The organism is Falsiruegeria mediterranea M17 (assembly GCF_900302455.1).
Lineage (GTDB): Bacteria > Pseudomonadota > Alphaproteobacteria > Rhodobacterales > Rhodobacteraceae > Falsiruegeria > Falsiruegeria mediterranea.
The window spans coordinates 218,627-238,919 of sequence record NZ_ONZG01000001.1 but is presented as its reverse complement, the minus strand read 5'-3'; the positions used below and the strand labels follow the sequence as shown (position 1 = coordinate 238,919).

The 20,293-nt window shown below is 58.2% G+C and carries 22 protein-coding genes; 16 read left to right on the top strand and 6 right to left on the bottom strand.

The genetic code is table 11. The annotated features are described in order from the left end of the window. The first annotated feature begins 60 nt into the window (after nucleotides 1-60). Nucleotides 61-846, top strand: coding sequence for an aspartate dehydrogenase (locus TRM7615_RS01215; protein WP_108785089.1), 786 nt, complete (start codon nucleotides 61-63; stop codon nucleotides 844-846). An 8-nt stretch (nucleotides 847-854) separates the two neighbouring features. Further along, entirely contained in the window at nucleotides 855-1,793 is a 939-nt protein-coding gene (locus tag TRM7615_RS01210; RefSeq protein ID WP_108785088.1) for a LysR substrate-binding domain-containing protein, read from the top strand. Here TRM7615_RS01210 and TRM7615_RS01205 read toward each other — a convergent pair. After that, a complete protein-coding gene (locus TRM7615_RS01205) occupies nucleotides 1,790-2,929 on the bottom strand; it encodes a trans-sulfuration enzyme family protein (protein ID WP_108785087.1) in 1,140 nt (379 codons plus the stop codon). The two genes, TRM7615_RS01210 and TRM7615_RS01205, sit on opposite strands and share 4 nt — an antisense overlap. A gap of 353 nt (nucleotides 2,930-3,282) precedes the next feature. On the opposite strand from TRM7615_RS01205, the gene TRM7615_RS01200 reads away from it, so the two are divergent. From TRM7615_RS01200 to TRM7615_RS01185, 4 genes are all read left to right on the top strand, one after another. Then, nucleotides 3,283-4,626 (top strand): lysophospholipid acyltransferase family protein, encoded by a 1,344-nt coding sequence (locus tag TRM7615_RS01200; protein ID WP_165821336.1) that lies wholly within the window; start codon nucleotides 3,283-3,285, stop codon nucleotides 4,624-4,626. 113 nt (nucleotides 4,627-4,739) lie between these two features. Then, nucleotides 4,740-5,924 carry a glycine C-acetyltransferase gene (locus TRM7615_RS01195; RefSeq protein WP_108785085.1) on the top strand — a complete coding sequence of 395 codons (1,185 nt, stop codon included), beginning with the start codon at nucleotides 4,740-4,742 and terminating at the stop codon, nucleotides 5,922-5,924. Nucleotides 5,925-5,938: 14 nt separating this feature from the next. Next, entirely contained in the window at nucleotides 5,939-6,967 is a 1,029-nt protein-coding gene (gene tdh, locus TRM7615_RS01190) for an L-threonine 3-dehydrogenase (RefSeq protein WP_108785084.1), read from the top strand. A gap of 65 nt (nucleotides 6,968-7,032) precedes the next feature. Continuing rightward, complete coding sequence (locus TRM7615_RS01185; protein ID WP_108785083.1) at nucleotides 7,033-7,989, top strand: PLP-dependent cysteine synthase family protein; 957 nt, start codon at nucleotides 7,033-7,035, stop codon at nucleotides 7,987-7,989. On the opposite strand, the gene TRM7615_RS01180 is transcribed toward TRM7615_RS01185, so the two are convergent. Next, nucleotides 7,969-8,706, bottom strand: a complete 738-nt coding sequence (locus TRM7615_RS01180) for a metallophosphoesterase family protein (protein WP_108785082.1) — start codon at nucleotides 8,704-8,706, stop codon at nucleotides 7,969-7,971. The two genes, TRM7615_RS01185 and TRM7615_RS01180, sit on opposite strands and share 21 nt — an antisense overlap. Nucleotides 8,707-8,743: 37 nt before the next feature. Further along, the gene (locus TRM7615_RS01175) at nucleotides 8,744-9,691 is read right to left on the bottom strand and encodes a LysR family transcriptional regulator (protein ID WP_108785081.1); all 948 of its coding nucleotides are present in this window, start codon (nucleotides 9,689-9,691) and stop codon (nucleotides 8,744-8,746) included. Between the two features lie 91 nt (nucleotides 9,692-9,782). Between TRM7615_RS01175 and TRM7615_RS01170 the strand changes: the two genes are divergently transcribed. Continuing rightward, nucleotides 9,783-10,169, top strand: a complete 387-nt coding sequence (locus TRM7615_RS01170; protein ID WP_108785080.1) for a hypothetical protein — start codon at nucleotides 9,783-9,785, stop codon at nucleotides 10,167-10,169. Nucleotides 10,170-10,232: 63 nt separating this feature from the next. Here TRM7615_RS01170 and serA read toward each other — a convergent pair whose 3' ends face one another. Next, nucleotides 10,233-11,828, bottom strand: coding sequence for a phosphoglycerate dehydrogenase (gene serA, locus TRM7615_RS01165; RefSeq protein ID WP_108785079.1), 1,596 nt, complete (start codon nucleotides 11,826-11,828; stop codon nucleotides 10,233-10,235). A 101-nt stretch (nucleotides 11,829-11,929) separates the two neighbouring features. Beyond that, the gene (locus TRM7615_RS01160) at nucleotides 11,930-13,084 is read right to left on the bottom strand and encodes a phosphoserine transaminase (RefSeq protein WP_108785078.1); all 1,155 of its coding nucleotides are present in this window, start codon (nucleotides 13,082-13,084) and stop codon (nucleotides 11,930-11,932) included. Between the two features lie 358 nt (nucleotides 13,085-13,442). Between TRM7615_RS01160 and serB the strand changes: the two genes are divergently transcribed. The 4 genes from serB to TRM7615_RS01140 are packed head-to-tail and all read left to right on the top strand — an operon-like array spanning nucleotide 13,443 to nucleotide 15,463. Further along, a complete protein-coding gene (gene serB, locus TRM7615_RS01155) occupies nucleotides 13,443-14,321 on the top strand; it encodes a phosphoserine phosphatase SerB (RefSeq protein ID WP_108785462.1) in 879 nt (292 codons plus the stop codon). A 54-nt stretch (nucleotides 14,322-14,375) separates the two neighbouring features. Further along, nucleotides 14,376-14,699: an ArsR/SmtB family transcription factor gene (locus TRM7615_RS01150; RefSeq protein WP_108785077.1), complete on the top strand. Its 324-nt coding sequence runs from the start codon at nucleotides 14,376-14,378 to the stop codon at nucleotides 14,697-14,699. Next, nucleotides 14,696-15,124 (top strand): SRPBCC family protein, encoded by a 429-nt coding sequence (locus TRM7615_RS01145; RefSeq protein WP_108785076.1) that lies wholly within the window; start codon nucleotides 14,696-14,698, stop codon nucleotides 15,122-15,124. The genes TRM7615_RS01150 and TRM7615_RS01145 overlap by 4 nt, the downstream gene beginning before the upstream one ends. A gap of 24 nt (nucleotides 15,125-15,148) precedes the next feature. Further along, nucleotides 15,149-15,463 carry a YciI family protein gene (locus tag TRM7615_RS01140; RefSeq protein WP_108785075.1) on the top strand — a complete coding sequence of 105 codons (315 nt, stop codon included), beginning with the start codon at nucleotides 15,149-15,151 and terminating at the stop codon, nucleotides 15,461-15,463. Between the two features lie 17 nt (nucleotides 15,464-15,480). On the opposite strand, the gene TRM7615_RS01135 is transcribed toward TRM7615_RS01140, so the two are convergent. Continuing rightward, nucleotides 15,481-16,476, bottom strand: a complete 996-nt coding sequence (locus tag TRM7615_RS01135; protein ID WP_108785461.1) for an asparaginase — start codon at nucleotides 16,474-16,476, stop codon at nucleotides 15,481-15,483. A 172-nt stretch (nucleotides 16,477-16,648) separates the two neighbouring features. Here TRM7615_RS01135 and TRM7615_RS01130 point away from each other — a divergent pair, with 172 nt between their 5' ends. The 5 genes from TRM7615_RS01130 (at nucleotide 16,649) to rlmN (ending at nucleotide 20,251) form a co-directional block, all read left to right on the top strand. After that, nucleotides 16,649-17,188: an invasion associated locus B family protein gene (locus TRM7615_RS01130; protein WP_108785074.1), complete on the top strand. Its 540-nt coding sequence runs from the start codon at nucleotides 16,649-16,651 to the stop codon at nucleotides 17,186-17,188. A gap of 214 nt (nucleotides 17,189-17,402) precedes the next feature. Further along, entirely contained in the window at nucleotides 17,403-17,966 is a 564-nt protein-coding gene (locus TRM7615_RS01125; protein WP_108785073.1) for a carboxymuconolactone decarboxylase family protein, read from the top strand. A 120-nt stretch (nucleotides 17,967-18,086) separates the two neighbouring features. Next, nucleotides 18,087-18,599: a DUF805 domain-containing protein gene (locus tag TRM7615_RS01120; protein WP_108785072.1), complete on the top strand. Its 513-nt coding sequence runs from the start codon at nucleotides 18,087-18,089 to the stop codon at nucleotides 18,597-18,599. After that, on the top strand, nucleotides 18,596-18,982 hold the full coding sequence (locus TRM7615_RS01115; protein WP_165821335.1) for a lysozyme inhibitor LprI family protein: 387 nt from the start codon (nucleotides 18,596-18,598) through the stop codon (nucleotides 18,980-18,982). The genes TRM7615_RS01120 and TRM7615_RS01115 overlap by 4 nt, the downstream gene beginning before the upstream one ends. An 87-nt stretch (nucleotides 18,983-19,069) precedes the next feature. Next, entirely contained in the window at nucleotides 19,070-20,251 is a 1,182-nt protein-coding gene (gene rlmN, locus TRM7615_RS01110; protein WP_108785071.1) for a dual-specificity RNA methyltransferase RlmN, read from the top strand. The last annotated feature ends 42 nt before the right edge of the window (nucleotides 20,252-20,293 follow it).

Here is a 20,293-nt window from a genome sequence, read left to right as displayed (position 1 = left end):
GGATAGCAAAGCTCTCTGAGTAAAAGTATATAGGAAAGCGAAAAACAACGAGGGCTTGTCATGAAAGTCGCACTGATCGGGAATGGCGCGATCTCACAATTTGTGCAAGCCGCGTTGCAAAAGAGTGACGTCGCGCTTGCGGCGATGATTTTGCGCCCGGCACGGTTGGGCTCGGTCGATGTATCGGATGTTGCCGTTGTCGCTTCGGTTGATGACTTGCCCGGTGATATCACTCATGTCATCGATTGTGCCGGTCACGCGGGCCTGCGCGCCCACGGGCCACCGGCTTTGGCCAGCGGCCGTGACGTGGTCACCGTCTCGATCGGGGCATTGGCGGATGAGGGGCTGAGGTCTGAATTGGAAGAGGCGGCGCGTGCAGGAGGCAGCCGCCTGCATTTGGCCAGTGGTGCGATTGGTGGGCTTGATGCGCTACGTGCGGCGCGGGCTGGCGACTTGGGCATCGTCCGGTATGTTGGCCGCAAGCCGCCCGAAGGATGGAAGGGATCGCGGGCCGAGGACGTTTTGGACCTTTCCACTCCGCTCACCCATCCGCAGATCCATTTCATGGGCAATGCACGGGATGCAGCGCTGGCCTATCCCAAGAATGCCAATGTCGCCGCCGCCGTTGCACTTGCTGGCGTTGGGTTTGAACGGACCGAGGTCGAGTTGGTGGCTGATCCGGGCACCGACACCAATGTGCATGAAATCCACGCGCAGGGTGATTTTGGCAGCTTCACCTTCATTATCTCGGGCAGGACCTTGCCGGACAATCCGCGCAGCTCGGCACTTGCGGCGATGAGTGTGGTTGCCAGCATCGTGGACGCCAGCCAACCCATCGGCAGTTAGGGGGAAACATGCGCCATTCACGCATCGTGGAACGTGTGCTGACCCGGCTCAAGCTGCGGCAACTGCGGCTGTTGGTGGCCGTGGGGAAACACGGCAACATCCAGAACGCGGCGCGGGAATTAAACGTCTCGCAACCGGCGGCCACCAAGATGATCAAGGATCTGGAGCTTGACTTCGAAGTGCAGCTGTTCACCCGAACCAACCGGGGCGTGGTACCGACGGTTTATGGCGACGCGTTGATCCGGCACGGCAAGCTGATCTTTGCCCAAGTGTCGAATGCGGCCCAAGAGCTGGATGATTTGAACGAGGGCAATAGCGGGCGGGTGGTCGTGGGCACCCTGTTGGCGGCATCTCCGCAACTCCTGCCTGCCGCGATCGAACGCGTGATCCATGCGCGGCCCAATGTGGCGATCAAAGTGGTCGAAGGAACCAATGAGGTGCTGATGCCCGCGCTGCATTCCGGCGAGATTGACCTTGTGGTCGGGCGATTGCCCACCCATCGCTATCGAAATGCTCTGGAGCAACGAACGCTATTTGACGAAAAGATTGTGCTGGTCGTGGGCGCGGGTCACACGCTGGCTGGGCGCGGCGAGCTGACGTTTGACGATCTCAAGGCGTTCGGCTGGATCTTGCCCCCAATCGAAACGACCCTCAGGCGCCAGTTGGATCAGTTCTTTGTCCGCAACGGGCATTTCTCACCCACGATGTCGGTCGAAAGCGTCTCGTACCTGACCAATCGGGCCTTGCTGCAAAGCAACGCTCTGATCGGGCTGATGCCCGCCCATGTCGCGGCACAGGATCTGGCGGCGGGCACGCTGGCCGAGGTGTCTCTGACGCTGCCATTCGGAACCGGACCTGTCGGCGTGTCCTACCGCGCCAAGACGCAGCTTTCGCCAGCGGGGACCGCCTTTCTGGATGCATTGACCGAAGTGGCTGAGACGCTTTAACCGCGCAGCGCCTGATCCAGGTCGTCGATCAAATCGCCCGCATCCTCGATCCCGATGGACAAGCGCAGCAGGTTTTCCGGGATACCTGTGTGCGGCTCGATGGTATGGCGGTGTTCCACCAGGCTTTCGACCCCGCCCAAAGACGTTGCGCGATGGAACAGGTTCAAACGCCCGGCTGCGGCCAAAGCTTCGGCCGCACCACCTTTGACCAGCACAGACATCAGAAACCCGTAACCGCCGGTCATCTGGCGTGCTGCAATCTCATGCCCCGCAAAACCAGGCAGGCCGGGAAAAAACACATCCTCGACCAGGTCATGCGCCAAGAGGAATTCGGCAATTTTCTGGGCGTTCTCGCACATCCGTTCGACCCGCAAAGGCAGCGTGCGCATCCCGCGTACCAAAAGCCAGGCGTCAAACGGGCTCATGACGGCGCCTGCACTCTGGCGATCGGTGGCGATCTCTTGCCAAATCTCATCGTCCCGCGCGGCGGACAAAACGCCGCCCAGAACATCGGAATGTCCGTTCATCGCCTTGGTGACGGAATGCATCACCAGATCGGCACCGTGTTCGATGGGTTTGCAAAGAATGGGTGTTGCGGCTGTGGCGTCCACCAACAGTTTGGCGCCTGCACCATGTGCCTGACTGGCCGCCTGTGCGATATCCACCGTCAACAGCCAGGGGTTTGACGGGGTTTCGATTAACACCAGTTGAGCGGGGGTTGTGCAGGCTTGGGCCAACCCGTCCGGAGTTCTGGCGTCAAACTCATCCAGCGTGATCTGACGGCGCGCGCAAAACTCGCGTACCCATTTCGTGGTGCCCCAATAGATGCCGGATTGTACGATTGCCCGCCCACTATTGGGAATGGTGCGAAAGGCGGCGGCAATTGCGGCCATGCCGGACGGAAACAACAGCGAGGCTTCGGCCCCTTCAAGCCGCGCGATCAGTTTTTCCGCCAGACGTGTACCTTCGTTCTGATCCCGCAGGTAAACGTTGTCAGAATTCAGCGGCTGGTAGTCGCGGTCCCGGGCAAAGGTCGTTGCAGGTTGGATCGGCGGCACCACGCCCCCGCTTTGGTGATCAAGCGCGCCCATGGCCTGAGCAGCCAGCGTTGCGGGTTTCAGCTTGGGGTTATCCATTGCAATTCCTCGGGTTGGATCGTGCGTGCGCCATTGGTGTCTTTTGCATCACGCAATGTCCAGCCCGATTGAGTTTGTCGGATGTGCCCGGTCGCGGTAAGCTCACCGTGAACCCGCGTACGACACAAATGCGATTGAAAAGATGCATGTGTTCCACGGGCAAACGTGTTCCGGTGAAGCCGGACAAAAGACTTTATGGGACCGAATTGAAAGACGACACAAGATTGACTACCGCCCGATTGGATCAAAACGGGGCGAAAATGCATGAATTGAAACCTTCAGAACCAGAGATTTCTGTGACCCGGCGATTGACCGCGACGCAGCTTTTTCTGCGTGGCTTGGGGCGGATAATCATGACTGCTTTCTATAGCCGAATCGAGGTCGTCAACGCCGAGAATTTTCCAACCAGTGGCCCTGTTCTGGTGGTCTCCAATCACGAGAACAGCCTGGTCGATGGGGTCTTGGTCAGTTGCTATTTGCCCCGAATGCCCCGCCTTCTGGCTGCCAGCACGATTTGGGATTACAAACCCCTGACCCCATTGCTGAAGGCGGCCCGGGTGGTGCCGATATACCGACAGCAGGATGTCGGTGTGCAATTGGCCAAGGAAAAACCGCTGTTTGATCGTTCATCCGAAGCTTTGATGGATGACGGGGTTCTTTCCGTGTTTCCCGAAGGTTTGAGCCATAATCATCCGCACCTTCTGCCCCTGAAGAACGGAGCCGCCCGCATTGCGCTTGAGGCAGAAGCAAAGGGGGATCGGTTAGGGATTCAAGTGGTTCCTGTTGGCCTGACATTTGAAGACAAATCGACGTTTCGTTCGAAGGTCTTGTTGCAAGTTGGCGAACCGATCGACATTACCCGCCAAGCCGATGCCTTCAGGGCAACATCGGACGTGGCAGACCGGCGGGGATTGGTGCGGGATTTGACCGACCGCATTCAGCGCTCGTTGTACGACGTCACATTGAACTTTGGGTCCTGGAAAGATGCACAGCTTGTCCGGCAGGCGACCGAACTCTGGCAGAGTACGGATACCTGGGTGGAAAGCGGGGCAGATGCTCAGACGATAGCTGCGATGCAGGACCGGGTCAGGATGCAGCGGACGTTTGCACGGGGCTTTGCCTGGCTGGATCGCAACAGGCCAGATCTTTTGGCGCGTGCGACATCCGATTTGGAGCGGTATCTGGCGGCTCGTGGTGACAGTGGAACCCCGCTCGGTGCCGTACGGTCCCTTACTTTGCGATGGCCGCGCACCACTTTGCTGGCCTTGTACCCAATGTGGTTGATCGGCGCGGCATTGAATTTTTTTCCATTTCACCTGTCCCGCTGGTTCGCGCATGGCAAGGATGAAGACAAGATGGCGACCTGGTCTTTGTTTTCCAGCTTGCTCCTGTTTCCTGGTTTCTGGGGCCTTCAGACACTGGCGCTGGGCGGAATTGTCCCACATGCAGCGCATTCAGGTTTCAATTGGCCGTTGTTCTGGTCGACACTCATCTTGGCGCCTGCGGCCGGATTTTTGTCTTTGACCTATTTGGACCTGCGCAAAGAGGTCCGGGAAAGAAAGAGCGCTCGGGCGGAGTTGGGCGCTGAGCAAGACTTGCAGCATCTGCGATCCAAACTCACGGTGCAGCTTGAGGAAATGGTGCATGCCTATGTGAACCGACCCGAAGCAAAGGTGCGTCGAAGTAAGTCAAAGTGATCTTTGGAAGCGGAATTCCGCCGTGGTGGAAAAAAATCCGTGATAGCGAAAATCCTCTATTTCGGAAAATCATCCGTTATGGTAGAAGGTGACTCGAAATCAGGAGGTCACCCATGTCCCACGCGTTCTTGTCCCACGTCTCCAGCACCCTTGAACAAATCGAGGCCGAGGGCCTGTACAAACGCGAACGAATGATCACCTCCCCACAAGGGGGCGAGATCACTGTGGGCGAACGCGAAGTGATCAACCTGTGCGCCAACAACTATCTTGGCCTTGCCGATCACCCCGCACTTATCGAGGCCGCTCAAGGTGCGATGGGGGACAAGGGGTTCGGCATGGCTTCTGTCCGGTTCATTTGTGGTACGCAGGACATTCACCGCGAGCTGGAACAGCGTCTGGCCAAGTTTTTGAACAAGGATGATGCGATCCTGTTTGCGGCCTGTTTCGATGCCAATGGCGGGCTTTTTGAACCGCTGTTGGGGCCAGAGGATGCGATCATCTCGGACAGCTTGAACCACGCCTCGATCATCGATGGGGTGCGGTTGTGCAAAGCCAAACGCTATCGTTATCTGAACAATGACATGAACGACCTCGAGGCGTGGTTGAAGCAGGCACGCGAGGATGGTGCGCGGCATATCATGATCGCGACCGATGGTGTGTTCTCGATGGATGGTTATCTGGCCAACCTGCCTGCCATTCGCGCGCTGGCAGACAAATATGACGCTGTGGTCATGGTCGATGATTGCCACGCGACCGGCTTCATGGGGCCAAACGGGGCCGGCACGCCGGATCACTTCGGCGTTGATGTGGACATTCTGACGGGAACCTTGGGCAAGGCACTTGGGGGGGCAATCGGCGGTTATATCGCCGGGCCGCAGCCAGTGATCGACCTGCTGCGGCAGCGGGCGCGGCCCTATCTGTTCTCGAATTCGCTGCCGCCAGCCATCGTCGCCGCCGGGATCGAGGCAATCCGCCTGGTCGAAGAGGGGGGCGCCTTGCGCGCGCAACTGTTCGAAAACGCGGCGTACTGGCGCAAAGGACTGTCCGAGCTGGGGTTCGACCTGCTTGAGGGGGAACACCCGATCATCCCTGTGATGCTGGGCGAGGCGACCTTGGCGCAAGAGATGGCCTCCAAGCTGTTTGACGAAGGCGTCTATGTTTCCGGCTTCTTCTTTCCTGTGGTCCCGCGAGGCAAGGCGCGCATCCGGACGCAGATGAATGCGGCCCTGACACGCGAGGATCTGGACCGTGCACTGGCCGCCTTTGGCAAGGTAGGCAAAGAGCTGGGAGTGATCTGATGCGACCAAATACGATGAAGGCTTTGGAAAAGTCCCATCCGCGCGAAGGGCTGTGGCAGGTCCGCGCACCTGTTCCCGAGATTGGCCCGGATGAAGTATTGGTGCGGGTCAACAAGACCGGGATATGCGGCACGGACATTCACATCTGGAACTGGGATGACTGGGCGTCACACACGGTGCCGGTGCCGATGATCACGGGGCACGAGTTCGCCGGTGAGATCGTCGAACTTGGGCGCAACGTGACTGGTCTGAGCGTGGGCCAGCGCTGCTCGGGCGAGGGCCATCTGATCGGCACTGACAGCCGTCAGAGCCGCGCGGGGAAGTTCCACCTTGATCCAGGCACGCGCGGGATCGGCGTGAACGAGCAGGGGGCCTTTGCCGAGTACCTGCGGCTGCCCGCCTTCAACGTGGTGCCCTTGCCGGATGACATTCCTGACGAGATCGGCGCCATTCTGGACCCTCTGGGCAATGCGGTGCACACCGCGCTGAGCTTTGACCTGCTGGGCGAGGATGTGTTGATCACTGGCGCTGGTCCTATCGGGATCATGGCCGCTGCAGTGGCCCGTCACGCGGGTGCGCGCAATGTGGTGATCACCGACATTAACGCGGATCGCTTGAAACTGGCAGAACACGTGGTGCCGACGGTGCGGGCGGTCGATGTGTCGAGCGAGGATTTGAACGACGTGGTCAATGAGCTGGGGCTGACTCAAGGGTTCGACGTTGGCCTTGAAATGTCGGGATCCCAGGCCGCATTGGATCAGATGGTCGAGGCACTGGTGATGGGCGGCAAGATCGCTTTGCTGGGTATTCCACCTGGCAAATCTCCGGTCGATTGGAGCCGGATCGTGTTCAAGGCGATCACGATCAAGGGCGTCTATGGCCGCGAGATGTTTGAAACCTGGTACAAGATGATCGCGATGCTTCAGAACGGGTTGGACGTGAGCCGTGTGATTACGCATCGTTTTGGCGTGGATGACTTTGAGGCCGGATTTGAGGCGATGAAATCCGGGCAGAGCGGTAAGGTTGTTCTGGATTGGAACTGACAGCTGGGGGCGCTGCACGCGACGCTGTGCGACTCCTCAGGAGTATTTGAAAAAGGGTGAAGTTATTGGCGCATAACTCGATTGTCGATGTAATCGGCGGCACGCCATCCGTATGGCTGGACCGGATGGTCGCGGCGCGTGGGTTGCAGGGGCGGATTTTGGCGAAGCTGGATTATCTGAACCCTGGATTTTCCAAGAAGGATCGCGCCGCGAAAGGGATCATCGAGGCGGCCGAGGTTGATGGAAGTTTGGCACCCGGGCAGACCGTGGTGGAACTGACCAGTGGCAACATGGGCACCGGGCTGGCAATTGTTTGCGGGATCAAGGGTTATCCCTTTGTGGCGGTCATGTCGCGCGGCAACTCGGAAGAGCGCGCGAGGATGATGGCGGCCCTGGGCGCCGAGGTGGTATTGGTCGATCAGACGCCGGGTGGCATTCCGGGCGAGGTTTCAGGGGAAGATCTGGCTCTGGTCGAAGCTGAGGCAGCGCGGATCACAGCCGCGCGCGGTGCCTTTCGCGCGGATCAGTTTCACCACGTTGGCAACGCACAGTCTCATGCAGCCACAACAGCGCCCGAGCTTTGGGCGGACTCGGATCACACGCTGACCGCCTTTGCGGATTTCGCAGGATCGGGCGGGACATTTGCGGGAACCATGCAAGGTCTGCACCAAGCGAATGCTGACATACGTGGTTATCTTGTTGAACCTGAAGGTGCGGCTGCCTTGGCAGGACAGGAGATTTCCCAAGCCGGGCACCCAATTCAGGGCGGTGGCTATGCCATGTTTGATTTGACGTTTCTTCAAGGTGTTTCTGTCAATGGGTATTTGACAGTTTCAGGCGACGAAGCACGGCAGACAACACGCGCTTTGGCGCGGGAAGAGGGGATCTTTGCCGGGTTTTCTGCTGGGGCCAATGTGGCCGCGGCTCTGCGTTTGCTGGAGGGGTCAGAGACCGGGGGCGTGATCGGTGTGGTGATCTGCGACAGCGGGCTAAAGTATCTTTCAACCGATCTCTGGGGCTAGTCGCACTCGACCTTGGTCGGTCAGCAGCCAGCAGTCGCCGTTTTCGAACACAGCGGCGGACAAAGGGCCGCCAAACGCGGCACCAGAGTCCAGATTGACGCGGTTGCCCTTGTGTTCGGCCTGTTTGGCAGGCGTATGTCCGTGCACCACCAACCACGGGTGCGGATCTGGGTAGTTCAGAAAGGTTTGCCTGATCCACACCAGATCGTCTTCGACCTGTTCTGTGAGTGGCACTCCGGGTCGGACACCCGCATGAACGAACAACAGCCCGTCTTGTAGATAGGTCGTTGGCAGATCGTTGAGAAATTCCACATGCTCGGCCGGGATGGCCTTGCGCGCGGCGGTGTGGACGTGATGGATACGGGTGCGTTCGGGGACCTCGACGCCATATGAGGCCAGCGTTTCGATCCCACCCAACCTTTCGTGCAGCCAGTGATAGCCGACCAACAGTTGATTGTCGTTTGCTGGGTAGTCCTGCATGAACATGGCAAACATCCGATCGTGATTGCCCTTGATAGGAAACCAATTCCGCCCTTGCGCTTTGCCACGCACCAACAGGTCCAATACGCCGCGACTGTCCGGGCCGCGATCGGTGTAGTCGCCCAGAAACACGACACGTGCGTCCTTGCCGCCGTCTGCCTCGATCCGCTCCAGTGCGGATTCGAGCATCTCAAGCTGGCCGTGCACGTCGCCAATGGCGTAGATCGGGGTGGTCATGAAGTGCTCCGATTTAAATTGCCGCTGCTTCGTCGTCTCAGGCTGGTCGCGACGGCAATGCCTGCAAGGGTTTGCTTAGCAGAGTAATCATATCACGCAACCAGCGATGAGCAGGCGAATTGTTTGTCCGCTGATGCCACGCCATAACAAGGTCGATCGGCTCGAGAACAATTGGTGGTTGAAACAGATCCAAACCGATGCGCGGAGCCATGTACTGGGCCATCTGGTGTGGCATGAGAGCAATCATATCGCTGTGCGCCACAGCGTTGCCGACACCGGAGAAGGTCGGCAATGTCAGGGCAACGGTGCGACTGCGGCCTGTATCAAGAAGGGCAGCATCACTATATCCATGAAATTTCCCTTCGGGGGAAAACAGTACGTGTTGCGCGGCGCAGAACGCATCCAATGATATCCGGTCCGACTTAACTGCGCCTCTGCCTGACAGCATTGGGTTATTGCGACGCGCGATGACAATGAAGTGGGACTGAAACAAGAACTGACTTTCCACCCATTTGGGAAAGGGCGCTGCGGGCAGCAGTGCCAGGTCTGCGCCGTTGATCAAAGGGTCCGCATATGTTTCGGCAACCACGGCCTGCATCCGTATGCGTACCAAAGGTGCATGTTGCGTCATGTGATCGGCGAGGTGTGGTATCAAGAGCTCGCCAAAAAAGTCGCTGCCTGAACACAGAAAATCATAACCGTCTGTTTTGGGATCAAAGGTCTCAGGCCCTTTCAGCAAGATCTCTGTCTGATCCAGTAGATCAATCAGTGGTTCGCGGAGTGTTTCTGCATACTCGGTTGCAATCAGATTGCGTCCTTGTCGAACAAATAATGGATCATTTAGGGCGTGGCGCAGCCGGGCCAAAGCCGCAGAAACCGCGGGTTGGGATAGGCCTATCTGTTGGCCCGCTCGTGTCGTCGAGCCAGTTTTCAACAGGGCAGCCAAGATACGTAAAAGGTTCAGATCGAAGTTTTTGAAATTCATAGATCAGATAGATATCATATTATCTATCAATTTTCGATATGTAAGGGTGTGAGGCAAGATAACCAAATTCATTAGAAAGAGGGGGAATATTATGCGCGGTTTGGCTTTCTGGTTCATGGCTTTGGCTGTGGTGTCGGCTTTGATTGGTATGATCTGGGGTATTCAGATGTCAGCCACACACGATCACACTCTGGCACCAGCCCATGGGCATCTGAACCTGTTAGGGTGGGTAAGCTGTTCTGTGTTCGCGTTTTATTATACTTTGGTACCTGAGGCGGGCGAAGGACTGTTGCCGCGTCTTCATCTGGGACTGACCGTCGTGATGCTTGGGATTTTGCCGGGAGGGATCTCGTTGGCTATCCTTGATCAGAGCGAAGTTTTAGCCAAATTGGGATCCGTTCTGGCGGTGTTGGCGATGTTGGTGTTCGGCGTGATTTTTCTGCGCAGTTCTCGAGCACGTTCCTTGGTGGAAAGTTGAAACAAAAGACGCCGCCCCGGTGAAAGGGCGGCGCTTTGAGCGTCTTCACAGATGTTCGGGTCGTTAGACGACGTCAAATTCCAGCGGTTTGATCTGGGTGAACAGGCCGGTTTCGGCCAGTTTGGCCCGGGCTTCGGCAGGGACAGGCTCGTCTACATATAGCAGAGCAATGGCTTCTTCACCTGCGCCGGCACGGCCCAGGGTAAAGTTGGCGATGTTCACGCCGTTGTCGCCCATGGCCTGACCCAAGGTGCCGATGATGCCCGGCACATCTTCGTTGGTGGTGTAGAGCATGTGACGGCCGATTTCGGCGTCAATGTTGATGCCTTTGATCTGGATGAAACGCGGCTTGCCATCGCTGAACACGGTGCCACCGATCGAACGCTCGCGTTTGTCGGTGACCACGGTGACTTTGATGTAGCCTTCGAATGCACCCGATTTGTCCTGATTGGTGGTCGAGATCTGGATGCCACGTTCTTTGGCCACAACCGGGGCCGAGACCATGTTCACTTCGGGATTGAATTTTTTCATGATCCCCGCGACCACGGCACAGTTGAGCGCGGCCAGGTTCATTTCGGCTGCAACACCGTCATAGAGGATGTTGATCGCTTTGACCGGCTCGTCGGTCATCTGACCCACAAAAGAGCCCAGGTGACCGGCCAACTTGATCCAGGGGCCCATGACCTTGGCCTCTTCCGCGGTGACAGACGGCATGTTCAGCGCGTTTTCAACGGCACCGGTCAGCAGATAATTCGACATCTGCTCGGCGACCTGCAGGGCGACGTTCTCCTGTGCCTCGGTCGTGGCGGCGCCCAAATGGGGTGTGCAGACCACGTTAGGCAGATTGAAGAGCGCATTGTCCTTAGCCGGTTCGACGGCAAAGACGTCGAATGCAGCGCCAGCAACGTGACCCGATTGCAGCATCTCGGCCAGCGCCTCTTCGTCAACCAGACCACCGCGGGCACAGTTGATGATGCGGACGCCCTTTTTGGTCTTGGCCAGGTTTTCGCGGCTCAGGATGTTGGCGGTGGCGTCGGTGAAGGGCACGTGGAGCGTGATGAAATCGGCGCGGGCCAGCAGATCGTCGAGTTCGACCTTTTCAACGCCCATCTTGTCGGCCTTCTCTTCGCTCAGGAAGGGATCATAGGCGACGACTTTCATTTTCAGGCCACGGGCGCGGTCGCAGACGATGCCGCCGATGTTGCCGGCACCAATGACGCCAAGCGTCTTGTTGGTCAGCTCGGTGCCCATGAATTTGGACTTTTCCCATTTGCCCGCGTGGGTGGATTCGCTGGCCTCAGGAATTTGGCGCGCAACTGAGAACATCATGGCGATGGCGTGTTCGGCGGTGGTGATCATGTTGCCAAAGGGTGTGTTCATCACGATCACACCTTTTTTCGACGCCGCATCCTTGTCGATGTTGTCGGTGCCGATGCCGGCGCGCGCGATGACCTTGAGGTTGTCGGCATTGGCCAGGATCTTTTCGGTCACTTTGGTGGCCGATCGGATGGCCAGGCCGTCATACTGGCCGATCACCTCGGCCAGCTTGTCCTTGTCCTTGCCCAGGTCAGGCTGGAAATCCACGTCGATGCCGCGATCGCGAAAGATCTGGACGGCGGTTTCGGATAGCTTGTCGGATACGAGTACTTTGGGAGCCATATGTTCGGTCCTTTGAATTCGGAGAGACATGTGCCCCGGTTCTGTTCCAGGGCCAATTGTTCATGCTGAAGATCCCCAGGTCACTCCTGGGGCAGGGCGTGTCAGGCCGCTACGCTTTGTGCTTCGATCTCGGCCTCAAACGCCCAGGCCAGCCAAGGCAACATTGCCTGAATGTCCGAGGTTTCGACCGTACCGCCACACCAGATCCGCAGACCGGCGGGCGCGTCGCGATAGGCGCCGATGTCGAGCGCGATGTTCTCGGCCTCGAGCCGTTTGGCGACAGCCTTGGCAAAGGCAGCGCCGTCCTGGATGCGGGCGTCGGTGAATTTCAGGCAAACGCTGGTGTTCGAACGTGTTGCGTCATCCTCGGCCAGGTTGGCGATCCAATCGTTGGCGGCGCAGAAGTCGAACACGGCCTGCGCGTTGGCATCCGCGCGGGCGATCAAACCCTGCAGGCCACCAACCGAGCGGGCCCAGTCAAGAGCGAAGAGGTAATCCTCAACTGCCAGCATCGAGGGCGTGTTGATCGTCGCACCTGTAAAGATACCGTCGATCAGCTTGCCGCCCTTGGTCAGGCGGAAGATTTTTGGCAGCGGCCAAGCGGGCGTGTAGCTTTCGAGACGCTCAACGGCGCGGGGGCTGAGGATCAGCATGCCGTGTGCCGCCTCGCCACCCAGCACTTTTTGCCAGCTGAACGTGGTCACATCCAGCTTGTCCCAAGGCAGGTCCATCGCAAAGGCGGCCGAGGTCGCGTCGCAGATGGTCAGGCCGTCGCGGTCATCGGCGATCCAATCAGCGTTCGGGACACGGACACCTGCTGTGGTACCGTTCCAAGTGAAAACGACGTCGTTGTTGCAATCGACCGAGGCGAGATCAACGATCTGACCGTAGTCGGCGGTTTTCACCTCGGCGTCGATCTTCAGCTGTTTCACAACATCCGTGACCCAGCCCGAGCCAAAGCTTTCCCAGGCCAGCATCTCGACCTTGCGCTGACCCAGTAGCGACCAGAGCGCCATTTCCACGGCACCGGTGTCCGAGGCGGGCACAATGCCGATTTTGTAATCCGCGGGGATGCCCAGAACTTCGCGCGTACCTTCGATCGCGGCCTTCAGCTTGTCCTTGCCAACGGCGGCACGGTGCGAGCGGCCCAGAGCGGCGTCGGCGAGTTTGGAAACATCAAATGTGGGGGGTTTGGCACAGGGGCCAGAGGAAAAACGCGGATTGGCCGGGCGCGCTGCCGGTTGCTGAGTAGCCATTGCTGGTATCCTTACAGATATCTGCCCTTCGTTGGGGAAGGGTGTCCCGCCGACAGAGCTAGGCCGCTGCGGCGCGGCGTGCAAGTCGAAAAGAGGTCTGATTTCGACCCTTCGTCACGTGAAGGCGACGTAAATGACCACTATCGGAAACTCTTGTTCCGAGTATGAGCTGTTGTTCCGGTGTGCGTTATTCGGCGGTTTTGGATTTGCCGATGGCAGTAATTATTATTTATTTCAAAAACTTAAGTGTCTTTAAGTTTGTATACTTCAACCTTCGAGGCGGGCAAAGGCGAAAGAAACCTGATCTCTGGTGCATTTTCTGCACCTGCGGTATGCGAAGGGCAAAGGAGATGCCCCCATGTTTGTCGCCACGCTGCTCACGAATCCTGCTCAACCAAACCTGGACCCGGCTTTGGTCGAGTCCCTGCGCAACGCATGGGGCGGCGGCGACGTGCAGTGGCTCAGCCCGGACGAGGCGGCGGAATTCGCGTTGCCAACGCTGCCCGACAATCAGTGGGGCGTGTGGGCCGATTTGCAAGAAACGGGTGTCGATCTGGTGGTGCAACCCTTGGAAGGGCGGCGCAAGAAGATGCTGCTGGCGGATATGGACAGCACCATGATCCAGCAGGAGTGTATCGACGAGCTGGCCGAGGTGGCGGGCGTCGGCGTGCGCGTCAAAGAGATCACCGCGCGCGCGATGAACGGTGAACTGGATTTCGAAGGGGCTCTGACCGAGCGCGTTGGGTTGCTCAAAGGGCTGGACGAGGGCGTCATTCAGCAGGTTTTGGAAGAACGGATCACATTGATGCCGGGTGGCAAGGCTTTGCTTGCGACGATGAAGGCCAATGGCGGCTATGCCGCATTGGTGTCGGGCGGCTTCACTGCGTTTACGTCCTCGGTTGCGGCGACGCTGGGGTTTGACGAGAACCGGGCCAACACGCTGCTGGTCGCAGACGGTAAGCTGACCGGGGAAGCGGGGCGCCCCATTTTGGGCAAGCAGGCCAAGGTCGAAGCACTGGAACAGATCACCGCGCGTTTGGGCATTTCTGAGCATGAGGTGATTGCTGTCGGAGATGGGGCCAATGATCTGGGCATGCTCAAGCGGGCTGGAACAGGTGTGGCACTACACGCCAAACCGACGGTCGCGGCTGAATGCGAAGTGCGGATCAATCACGGCGATCTGACAGCGCTGCTTTATGTGCAGGGCTATGCGCGCAGTGAATTTATTCTGAGTTGAACGCTACGGCATATCGAGGCTTTACATATTTAACGCATGTGTTAAATGTTAATTATGCCCGATCTCGTTACCGCATTTTCTGCCCTCTCTGATTCCACGCGATTGGGAATCGTCGAACAACTTATGTCTGAGGGCGAATTGCCTGCAGGCGATCTGATCGAAGGGCGCGGCATGTCCGGTGCCGCAATCTCGCGCCATCTGAAGGTGTTACGCCAGGCCGGGCTGATCAAACAGCGCGCCAATGGCCCTCAGCGCCTCTATTCCATCCAACCTGACGGGCTGCGCGCCATCGCGGATTGGACCATTTCGAAACGTGAATTTTGGGAAACCAGCCTGGACCGACTGGAAGCCGCTATTTTAGAGGATGATGAACCATGACCGATCTGCGTCTTGAGCGTGAGTTTCCCGTAAGTCCCGACAAGCTTTATGCTTGGGTGACGAACACCGAAAAGCTGCTGAAATGGTGGGGCCCTGAGGGGCTGCATGTGCCGGTTCATGACTTGGATTTCACACGCCTTGGTCCGTGGTATTCGATCATGCAGAATGAAGAGGGTCAGCAGTACAAGGTCTCGGGCCAGGTGACCCATGTGGATGCTCCCAAGTCGGTTGGCTTCACTTGGGGCTGGCACGATGACGACGACAAACGCGGCGCCGAAAGCCATGTGACGTTCACCATCGTCGAAACCGCATCAGGTGCGCGTCTGTTGATTGATCACCGAGAGCTTGGCGATGACGAGATCAGCGCCAACCACGAAAGCGGCTGGACTTCGTCACTGCGCAAGCTGTCCGCTCAATTGAATTAACGATTGCAACAGGAGGAAATTGAAATGCCACAGTTCGTATTTGCCTATCACGGCGGCGCAAAGCCCGAAACTCAGGAAGAGGGCGAGCGGGTCATGGCAGCCTGGGGGGCCTGGTTCGAACAGATGGGCGAGGCGCTGGAAATACCGGGCGCACCCGTCGGCATGTCCAAAACCGTCAGCGCCAGCGGCGTGGCGGACGATGGCGGGGCCAATCCGATTTCCGGCTATACCGTGATCAAGGCCGACAGCATCGATGCCGCCACCAAAATGGCCAAGGGGTGCCCAATGGTCGTGGATGGCACCGGATCGGTCGAAGTCGCCGAAGTGATGGAGATGTAAGCCCGCGGGCCGGCGATCTAAATGAACCCGGCCGCTGGTTTGATTACACCACAATCCACATTGCGTCGGTTCAGGATCGGCGCGTTCATATACTTTCTGGTTGCCGGGTGATCGGCGTCCAGAACCCCAAGTTCGACCAGAATGGCGGCAATCGCGCATTCGCTGGCGCGGGTTGTGCCATCCGCGATTTTTAGCGCAACGCCCATGCGTTTTTCCGGCAGTATGGCGATGAATACTGCTTCGGCCCCAGTCTTGATGGCAACCTTGCCATTCATCGCCCGCATCAACTCGGTACAGGCACGGCCTTCGCCCGCGACCAGTTCCGGGTGCTTGATCATGGCTGCAGTCAGCTGTTCTGCGGCGGCGCTTTGACGATCCGAACGGTCAGCGGCCGAAGCAAACCAGGCCATTGATCGCGCCAGACCTGTCAGCGAGGTTGCGAAATTGGGTGCCGAGCAGCCATCGATGCCATAACCGGGGCTTGTCTCGCCGGTGGTTTCCTCAAACGCTACCAGGCAGGCCTGCTGCACGGGGTGATCGATGTCGATGTACTCAGCGCCTGCATCCATGTGCTGGTTCAGGGTCAGAAACCCCGCGTGCTTGCCCGAGCAGTTGTTGTGCATCTGGCAGGGCGATGTGTGATCAAGGATCAGGCCATTGCGTGCATCCAGATCAGCGGGTTCCTGGGGGCCGCAACGGAAATCGTCATCCCCCATGCCAAGGTGATCCAACCAGGCCGACACCCGATCCGTGTGGATCGCAGCGCCATTGTGCGAGGCGCAGGCCAACGCCATGTGCTCGCTGTTGAGCCCGTACTTGGCCGCAGCGCCAGAACTGAGCAAGGGGAGCGCCTGAATCATCTTGGCGGACGAGCGGGGATAGATACGGGCGTTCGGATCGCCCCAGCTGCGCACGATTTGGCCGGTGTCGTCACAGATCACCGCGTGACCCAAATGTACGCTCTCCAGAAACGGACCCCGCCAGATTTCGGTCATCGGTACCGGATTTGTCATCGTAAACTCCCCTTTTCTGGGCAGATTCCCGCCAATCACTCTTTCAACCATGGCGAAACCTGCGTTAATGTGTCTATGTCGGCAAACGATGGGTTGCGCAAGACAGACAGGTCTTCAAGCCTGCAGGCGCGCCATGGAATTGAGGTTAAGGACAGTCTAGGAGGCTGGACAAATGGGATCGAAACTTGTCCGCATGATCGCGGGCCTGTGTATGGCGGGCATGACCGTCTCGGCAACCAGCGCATATGCTCAGGCGCAAAGCTCGAACCGGGTTGCAGCCAAAACGGATTGGAGCGTCTTTGTCGAAGACGATCCCACCGAATGCTGGAGCGTCTCGGCCCCGAAGGAGACCGTGAACACTCGTGGCGGCCGCGTCGTGGCCGTACGGCGCAGCGATATCTTGCTGTTTGTGTTCTTCCGGCCGAAGGCCGAGGTTAAAGGTCAAGTGACCTTTACCGGTGGTTATCCCTTTGCGCCGGGGTCGACCGTGAACCTGAACGTTGGCGACACCGAGTTTGAGTTGTTCACCGAAGGCGAGTGGGCCTGGCCTGCGACGGCTGCGGATGATGCCAAGATCATCACGGCCATGAAGCGCGGCGCCCAGGCGATTTTGACCGCACGCTCGGCGCGCGGGACACAGACCAAAGACACATTCTCGCTGTTGGGCTTTACCGCTGCGATCGAAGACGCAGAAAAGCGCTGCACCAAATAAACTGGCATTCCAGTGACCCCGGATGGATCCGGGGTCTGTGTGTTCGCATTGTGGTTCATGATTGCCGCAAATCTGCGCATATCTTGTTTTAACAAACCACAATCCCGTGATCTGCTGAGCGTCTTCGCACAGAACGCTCTGCTGTGATCGACGTTTTGTCCGCATCGGTGCGTGACTAGCTTGTGTCGGAAATTCTGACGAAGGACCGCACTCCATGACCGAGACCACCATTCACACCATCGAAACCGCGCCCGATGCCGCCAAACCCTTGCTCGAAGGGTCGGTCAAGGCCTTTGGTTCGATCCCTAATCTTCACGGCGTGATGGCGACCAGCCCTGCTTTGCTGGAAGCGTACAAAGAGCTGTCGCGCCTGGCGGTGACCACCGGCTTTTCGCCCGAGGAGCGCACAGTGATCTGGATGACGGCCAACGTCGCCAACCACTGCCATTACTGCGTGCCGGCCCATACCGGGATTGCCATGCGCGAAAAGGTGTCGAACGACATCATCGATGCCCTGCGCGATGAAACCCCTCTGGCAGATGCCAAGCTGGAGACCCTGCGCAGCTTCACCCTGGCTTTGCGCGACAACCATGGCCGCCCCTCTGCGGACGATCTGGCCGCCTTCCGGGCTGCGGGCTATGACGACAAGGCGCTGCAGGATCTGCTGGTGATTTTTGCGCAAAAGGTGCTGTCGAACTACACCAACGCGCTGTTTGAGACGCCGGTAGATGGGATGTTCCAGCCCTTTGCGTGGCAGCCCCGCGCGGCGGCAGAGTAATAGTATTCGTCACTTTGATTTGCAGCGGTCGACCTGTCGTATGGCGGGTCGACCGTTTTTGTTTGACCACTCAACTTACGATCGGGCAGCATAACGATATTTGAATGTATGAGGCTCAAGATGACTTTTCTCGAAGCTGTTAAGGCTTGTTTCTCAAAGTACGTAACGTTCTCGGGTAGGGCAGGCCGCCCGGAATATTGGTGGTTCCTGCTGTTTGTAGTGTTGATTTCTGCGGTGCTATCGGTCGTTGACCGCATGCTGTTTGGGGTGAACCCCGAAACACTGGAACAGAGCCGCTTGTTGACCGGCCTCTTTCAGATCGCAACATTCCTGCCTTTGCTTGCGGCAGGATGGCGGCGCATGCACGATGGTGGGTATCCGGGATGGTACCTTTTGCTGCCGATGCTTGTTTCCATGACGACCGTATTGTTCCTGTTTTCGGGCATCATGGCGTTTTCCTTTATGGAAGCGCGTGTCGAGGACCCGGATGTTCTGCGCGGTCCAGCCGCAGCCGTTGGCCTGACCGGGCTGTTCGTGGCCGGAACCGTGCAACTTGCATTGGCCGTGCTCATGATCTGGTGGTTGACCCGCCCATCTCAGCCCGAAACAAACGAATATGGAGCACCTTCATGATCAAGAAGATATGTTTGTTCCTTCTGTGCCTTTACCCTTTGCATTCTGCTGCTGACCCTTCGTTGGAATGCAGCGATGCAGGCTCGCAAGTTGAAATCGGAGCTTGTGTCTCGGAAGCGGCGCAGCGCGTGGAGGCTGCAATGGTGCTCGCGCAAGAGATCGCGATGGCATCGGCGCAGGAATTGGATGAGGTCACGGGACGTGTGGTTGCAGTACCTGCGATGGACGCGGCGCAAGAAGCATGGTCAGCCTATCGCGATGCGCAATGCAACGCTGTGGGGGCTTCTTTCGGTGGAGGTTCGGGCACGGGTATCGCCATTCAATCCTGTAGGATTGAATTGGGGCGGGCCCGGATCACAGAGCTTATGAGCATGGCCCAATAACCGCGCCGCTTTGTTCCGCGAAACCTTTTGATCTTTGCTGGAAATCCTATATAGAGGCGCATCCCGCGACAGAATCCGAGCAAAGCCATGTCTGCCAAAGCGCCGATCACCCAAGACGTCATGACGATCCCCCGCAAATTGCCCGAGGGGCCGATCAACCTTGTTGGTCTGACCCGCGCGCAAATGCGCGAGGTTCTGATCGAAAACGGCACGCCTGAAAAGCAGGCCAAGATGCGGGTCGGGCAGATCTGGCAGTGGATCTATCAGTGGGGCGTTCGCGACTTTGCCGAGATGACCAATCTGGCGAAAACCTACCGTGCGGATCTGGCTGAAAAGTTCGTGATCGAAATCCCCGAGGTCGTCTCGCGTCAGGTGTCCGAGGATGGCACCCGCAAGTATCTGGTGCGGATCGCGGGCGGGCATGAGGTCGAGGTGGTGTACATCCCCGAAGAGGGGCGCGGCACGCTTTGTGTATCGTCTCAGGTGGGCTGCACCCTGACCTGTTCATTCTGTCACACGGGCACGCAAAAGCTGGTGCGCAACCTGACTTCAGCTGAAATCGTTGGTCAGATCATGATGGCGCGTGATGATCTTGAGGAGTGGCCCGTTCCGGGCGAACCCAAGGATGAAACCCGCCTGCTGTCAAACATCGTGCTGATGGGCATGGGCGAGCCGCTGTACAATTTTGACAACGTCCGCGACGCGATGAAGATCGCGATGGACCCCGAAGGCATCTCGCTTTCCCGTAGGCGAATTACGCTGTCGACAAGCGGCGTAGTGCCGGAAATTGCCCGGACGGCTGAGGAAATCGGCTGTCTGCTGGCGATTTCGTTCCACGCGACCACCGACGAGACTCGTGACATTCTGGTGCCCATCAACAAGCGGTGGAAGATCAAGGAACTCTTGCAAGCCTTGGCGGATTACCCCCGCGCCAGCAACTCGGAACGGATCACGTTTGAATACGTGATGCTCGAGGGTGTGAACGACACCAAGGAAGACGCACACCGTCTGATCGAGTTGATCAAGGAATACAACATTCCGGCCAAGATCAACCTGATCCCGTTCAACGAATGGCCGGGTGCGCCATACAAACGTAGCTCTGGAAACCGGATTCACGCGTTCGCGGATATCATCTACAAAGCGGGCTATGCCTCGCCGATCCGCACGCCGCGGGGCGAGGATATCATGGCGGCCTGTGGTCAGCTCAAGTCCGCAACCGAGCGCGCGCGCAAGTCGCGCAAACAGATCGAGGCCGAAGCCGGGCTTTGAAATTCTTGATGAATTTCAACTGATGCGGGGGTAGGGTGCATT

What these genes read in the sequence shown, in the direction of transcription:
- TRM7615_RS01150 (WP_108785077.1), top strand. Translation starts at nt 14,376, where the DNA reads ATGCCCGATCTCGTTACCGCATTTTCTGCCCTCTCTGATTCCACGCGA.
- TRM7615_RS01215 (WP_108785089.1), top strand. Translation starts at nt 61, where the DNA reads ATGAAAGTCGCACTGATCGGGAATGGCGCGATCTCACAATTTGTGCAA.
- TRM7615_RS01115 (WP_165821335.1), top strand. Translation starts at nt 18,596, where the DNA reads ATGATCAAGAAGATATGTTTGTTCCTTCTGTGCCTTTACCCTTTGCAT.
- TRM7615_RS01170 (WP_108785080.1), top strand. Translation starts at nt 9,783, where the DNA reads ATGCGCGGTTTGGCTTTCTGGTTCATGGCTTTGGCTGTGGTGTCGGCT.
- TRM7615_RS01210 (WP_108785088.1), top strand. Translation starts at nt 855, where the DNA reads ATGCGCCATTCACGCATCGTGGAACGTGTGCTGACCCGGCTCAAGCTG.
- TRM7615_RS01180 (WP_108785082.1), bottom strand. Translation starts at nt 8,706, where the DNA reads ATGACCACCCCGATCTACGCCATTGGCGACGTGCACGGCCAGCTTGAG.
- TRM7615_RS01205 (WP_108785087.1), bottom strand. Translation starts at nt 2,929, where the DNA reads ATGGATAACCCCAAGCTGAAACCCGCAACGCTGGCTGCTCAGGCCATG.
- serB (WP_108785462.1), top strand. Translation starts at nt 13,443, where the DNA reads ATGTTTGTCGCCACGCTGCTCACGAATCCTGCTCAACCAAACCTGGAC.
- TRM7615_RS01195 (WP_108785085.1), top strand. Translation starts at nt 4,740, where the DNA reads ATGTCCCACGCGTTCTTGTCCCACGTCTCCAGCACCCTTGAACAAATC.
- TRM7615_RS01200 (WP_165821336.1), top strand. Translation starts at nt 3,283, where the DNA reads ATGACTGCTTTCTATAGCCGAATCGAGGTCGTCAACGCCGAGAATTTT.
- serA (WP_108785079.1), bottom strand. Translation starts at nt 11,828, where the DNA reads ATGGCTCCCAAAGTACTCGTATCCGACAAGCTATCCGAAACCGCCGTC.
- TRM7615_RS01125 (WP_108785073.1), top strand. Translation starts at nt 17,403, where the DNA reads ATGACCGAGACCACCATTCACACCATCGAAACCGCGCCCGATGCCGCC.
- TRM7615_RS01175 (WP_108785081.1), bottom strand. Translation starts at nt 9,691, where the DNA reads ATGAATTTCAAAAACTTCGATCTGAACCTTTTACGTATCTTGGCTGCC.
- rlmN (WP_108785071.1), top strand. Translation starts at nt 19,070, where the DNA reads ATGTCTGCCAAAGCGCCGATCACCCAAGACGTCATGACGATCCCCCGC.
- TRM7615_RS01135 (WP_108785461.1), bottom strand. Translation starts at nt 16,476, where the DNA reads ATGACAAATCCGGTACCGATGACCGAAATCTGGCGGGGTCCGTTTCTG.
- TRM7615_RS01120 (WP_108785072.1), top strand. Translation starts at nt 18,087, where the DNA reads ATGACTTTTCTCGAAGCTGTTAAGGCTTGTTTCTCAAAGTACGTAACG.
- TRM7615_RS01160 (WP_108785078.1), bottom strand. Translation starts at nt 13,084, where the DNA reads ATGGCTACTCAGCAACCGGCAGCGCGCCCGGCCAATCCGCGTTTTTCC.
- TRM7615_RS01130 (WP_108785074.1), top strand. Translation starts at nt 16,649, where the DNA reads ATGGGATCGAAACTTGTCCGCATGATCGCGGGCCTGTGTATGGCGGGC.
- tdh (WP_108785084.1), top strand. Translation starts at nt 5,939, where the DNA reads ATGAAGGCTTTGGAAAAGTCCCATCCGCGCGAAGGGCTGTGGCAGGTC.
- TRM7615_RS01140 (WP_108785075.1), top strand. Translation starts at nt 15,149, where the DNA reads ATGCCACAGTTCGTATTTGCCTATCACGGCGGCGCAAAGCCCGAAACT.
- TRM7615_RS01145 (WP_108785076.1), top strand. Translation starts at nt 14,696, where the DNA reads ATGACCGATCTGCGTCTTGAGCGTGAGTTTCCCGTAAGTCCCGACAAG.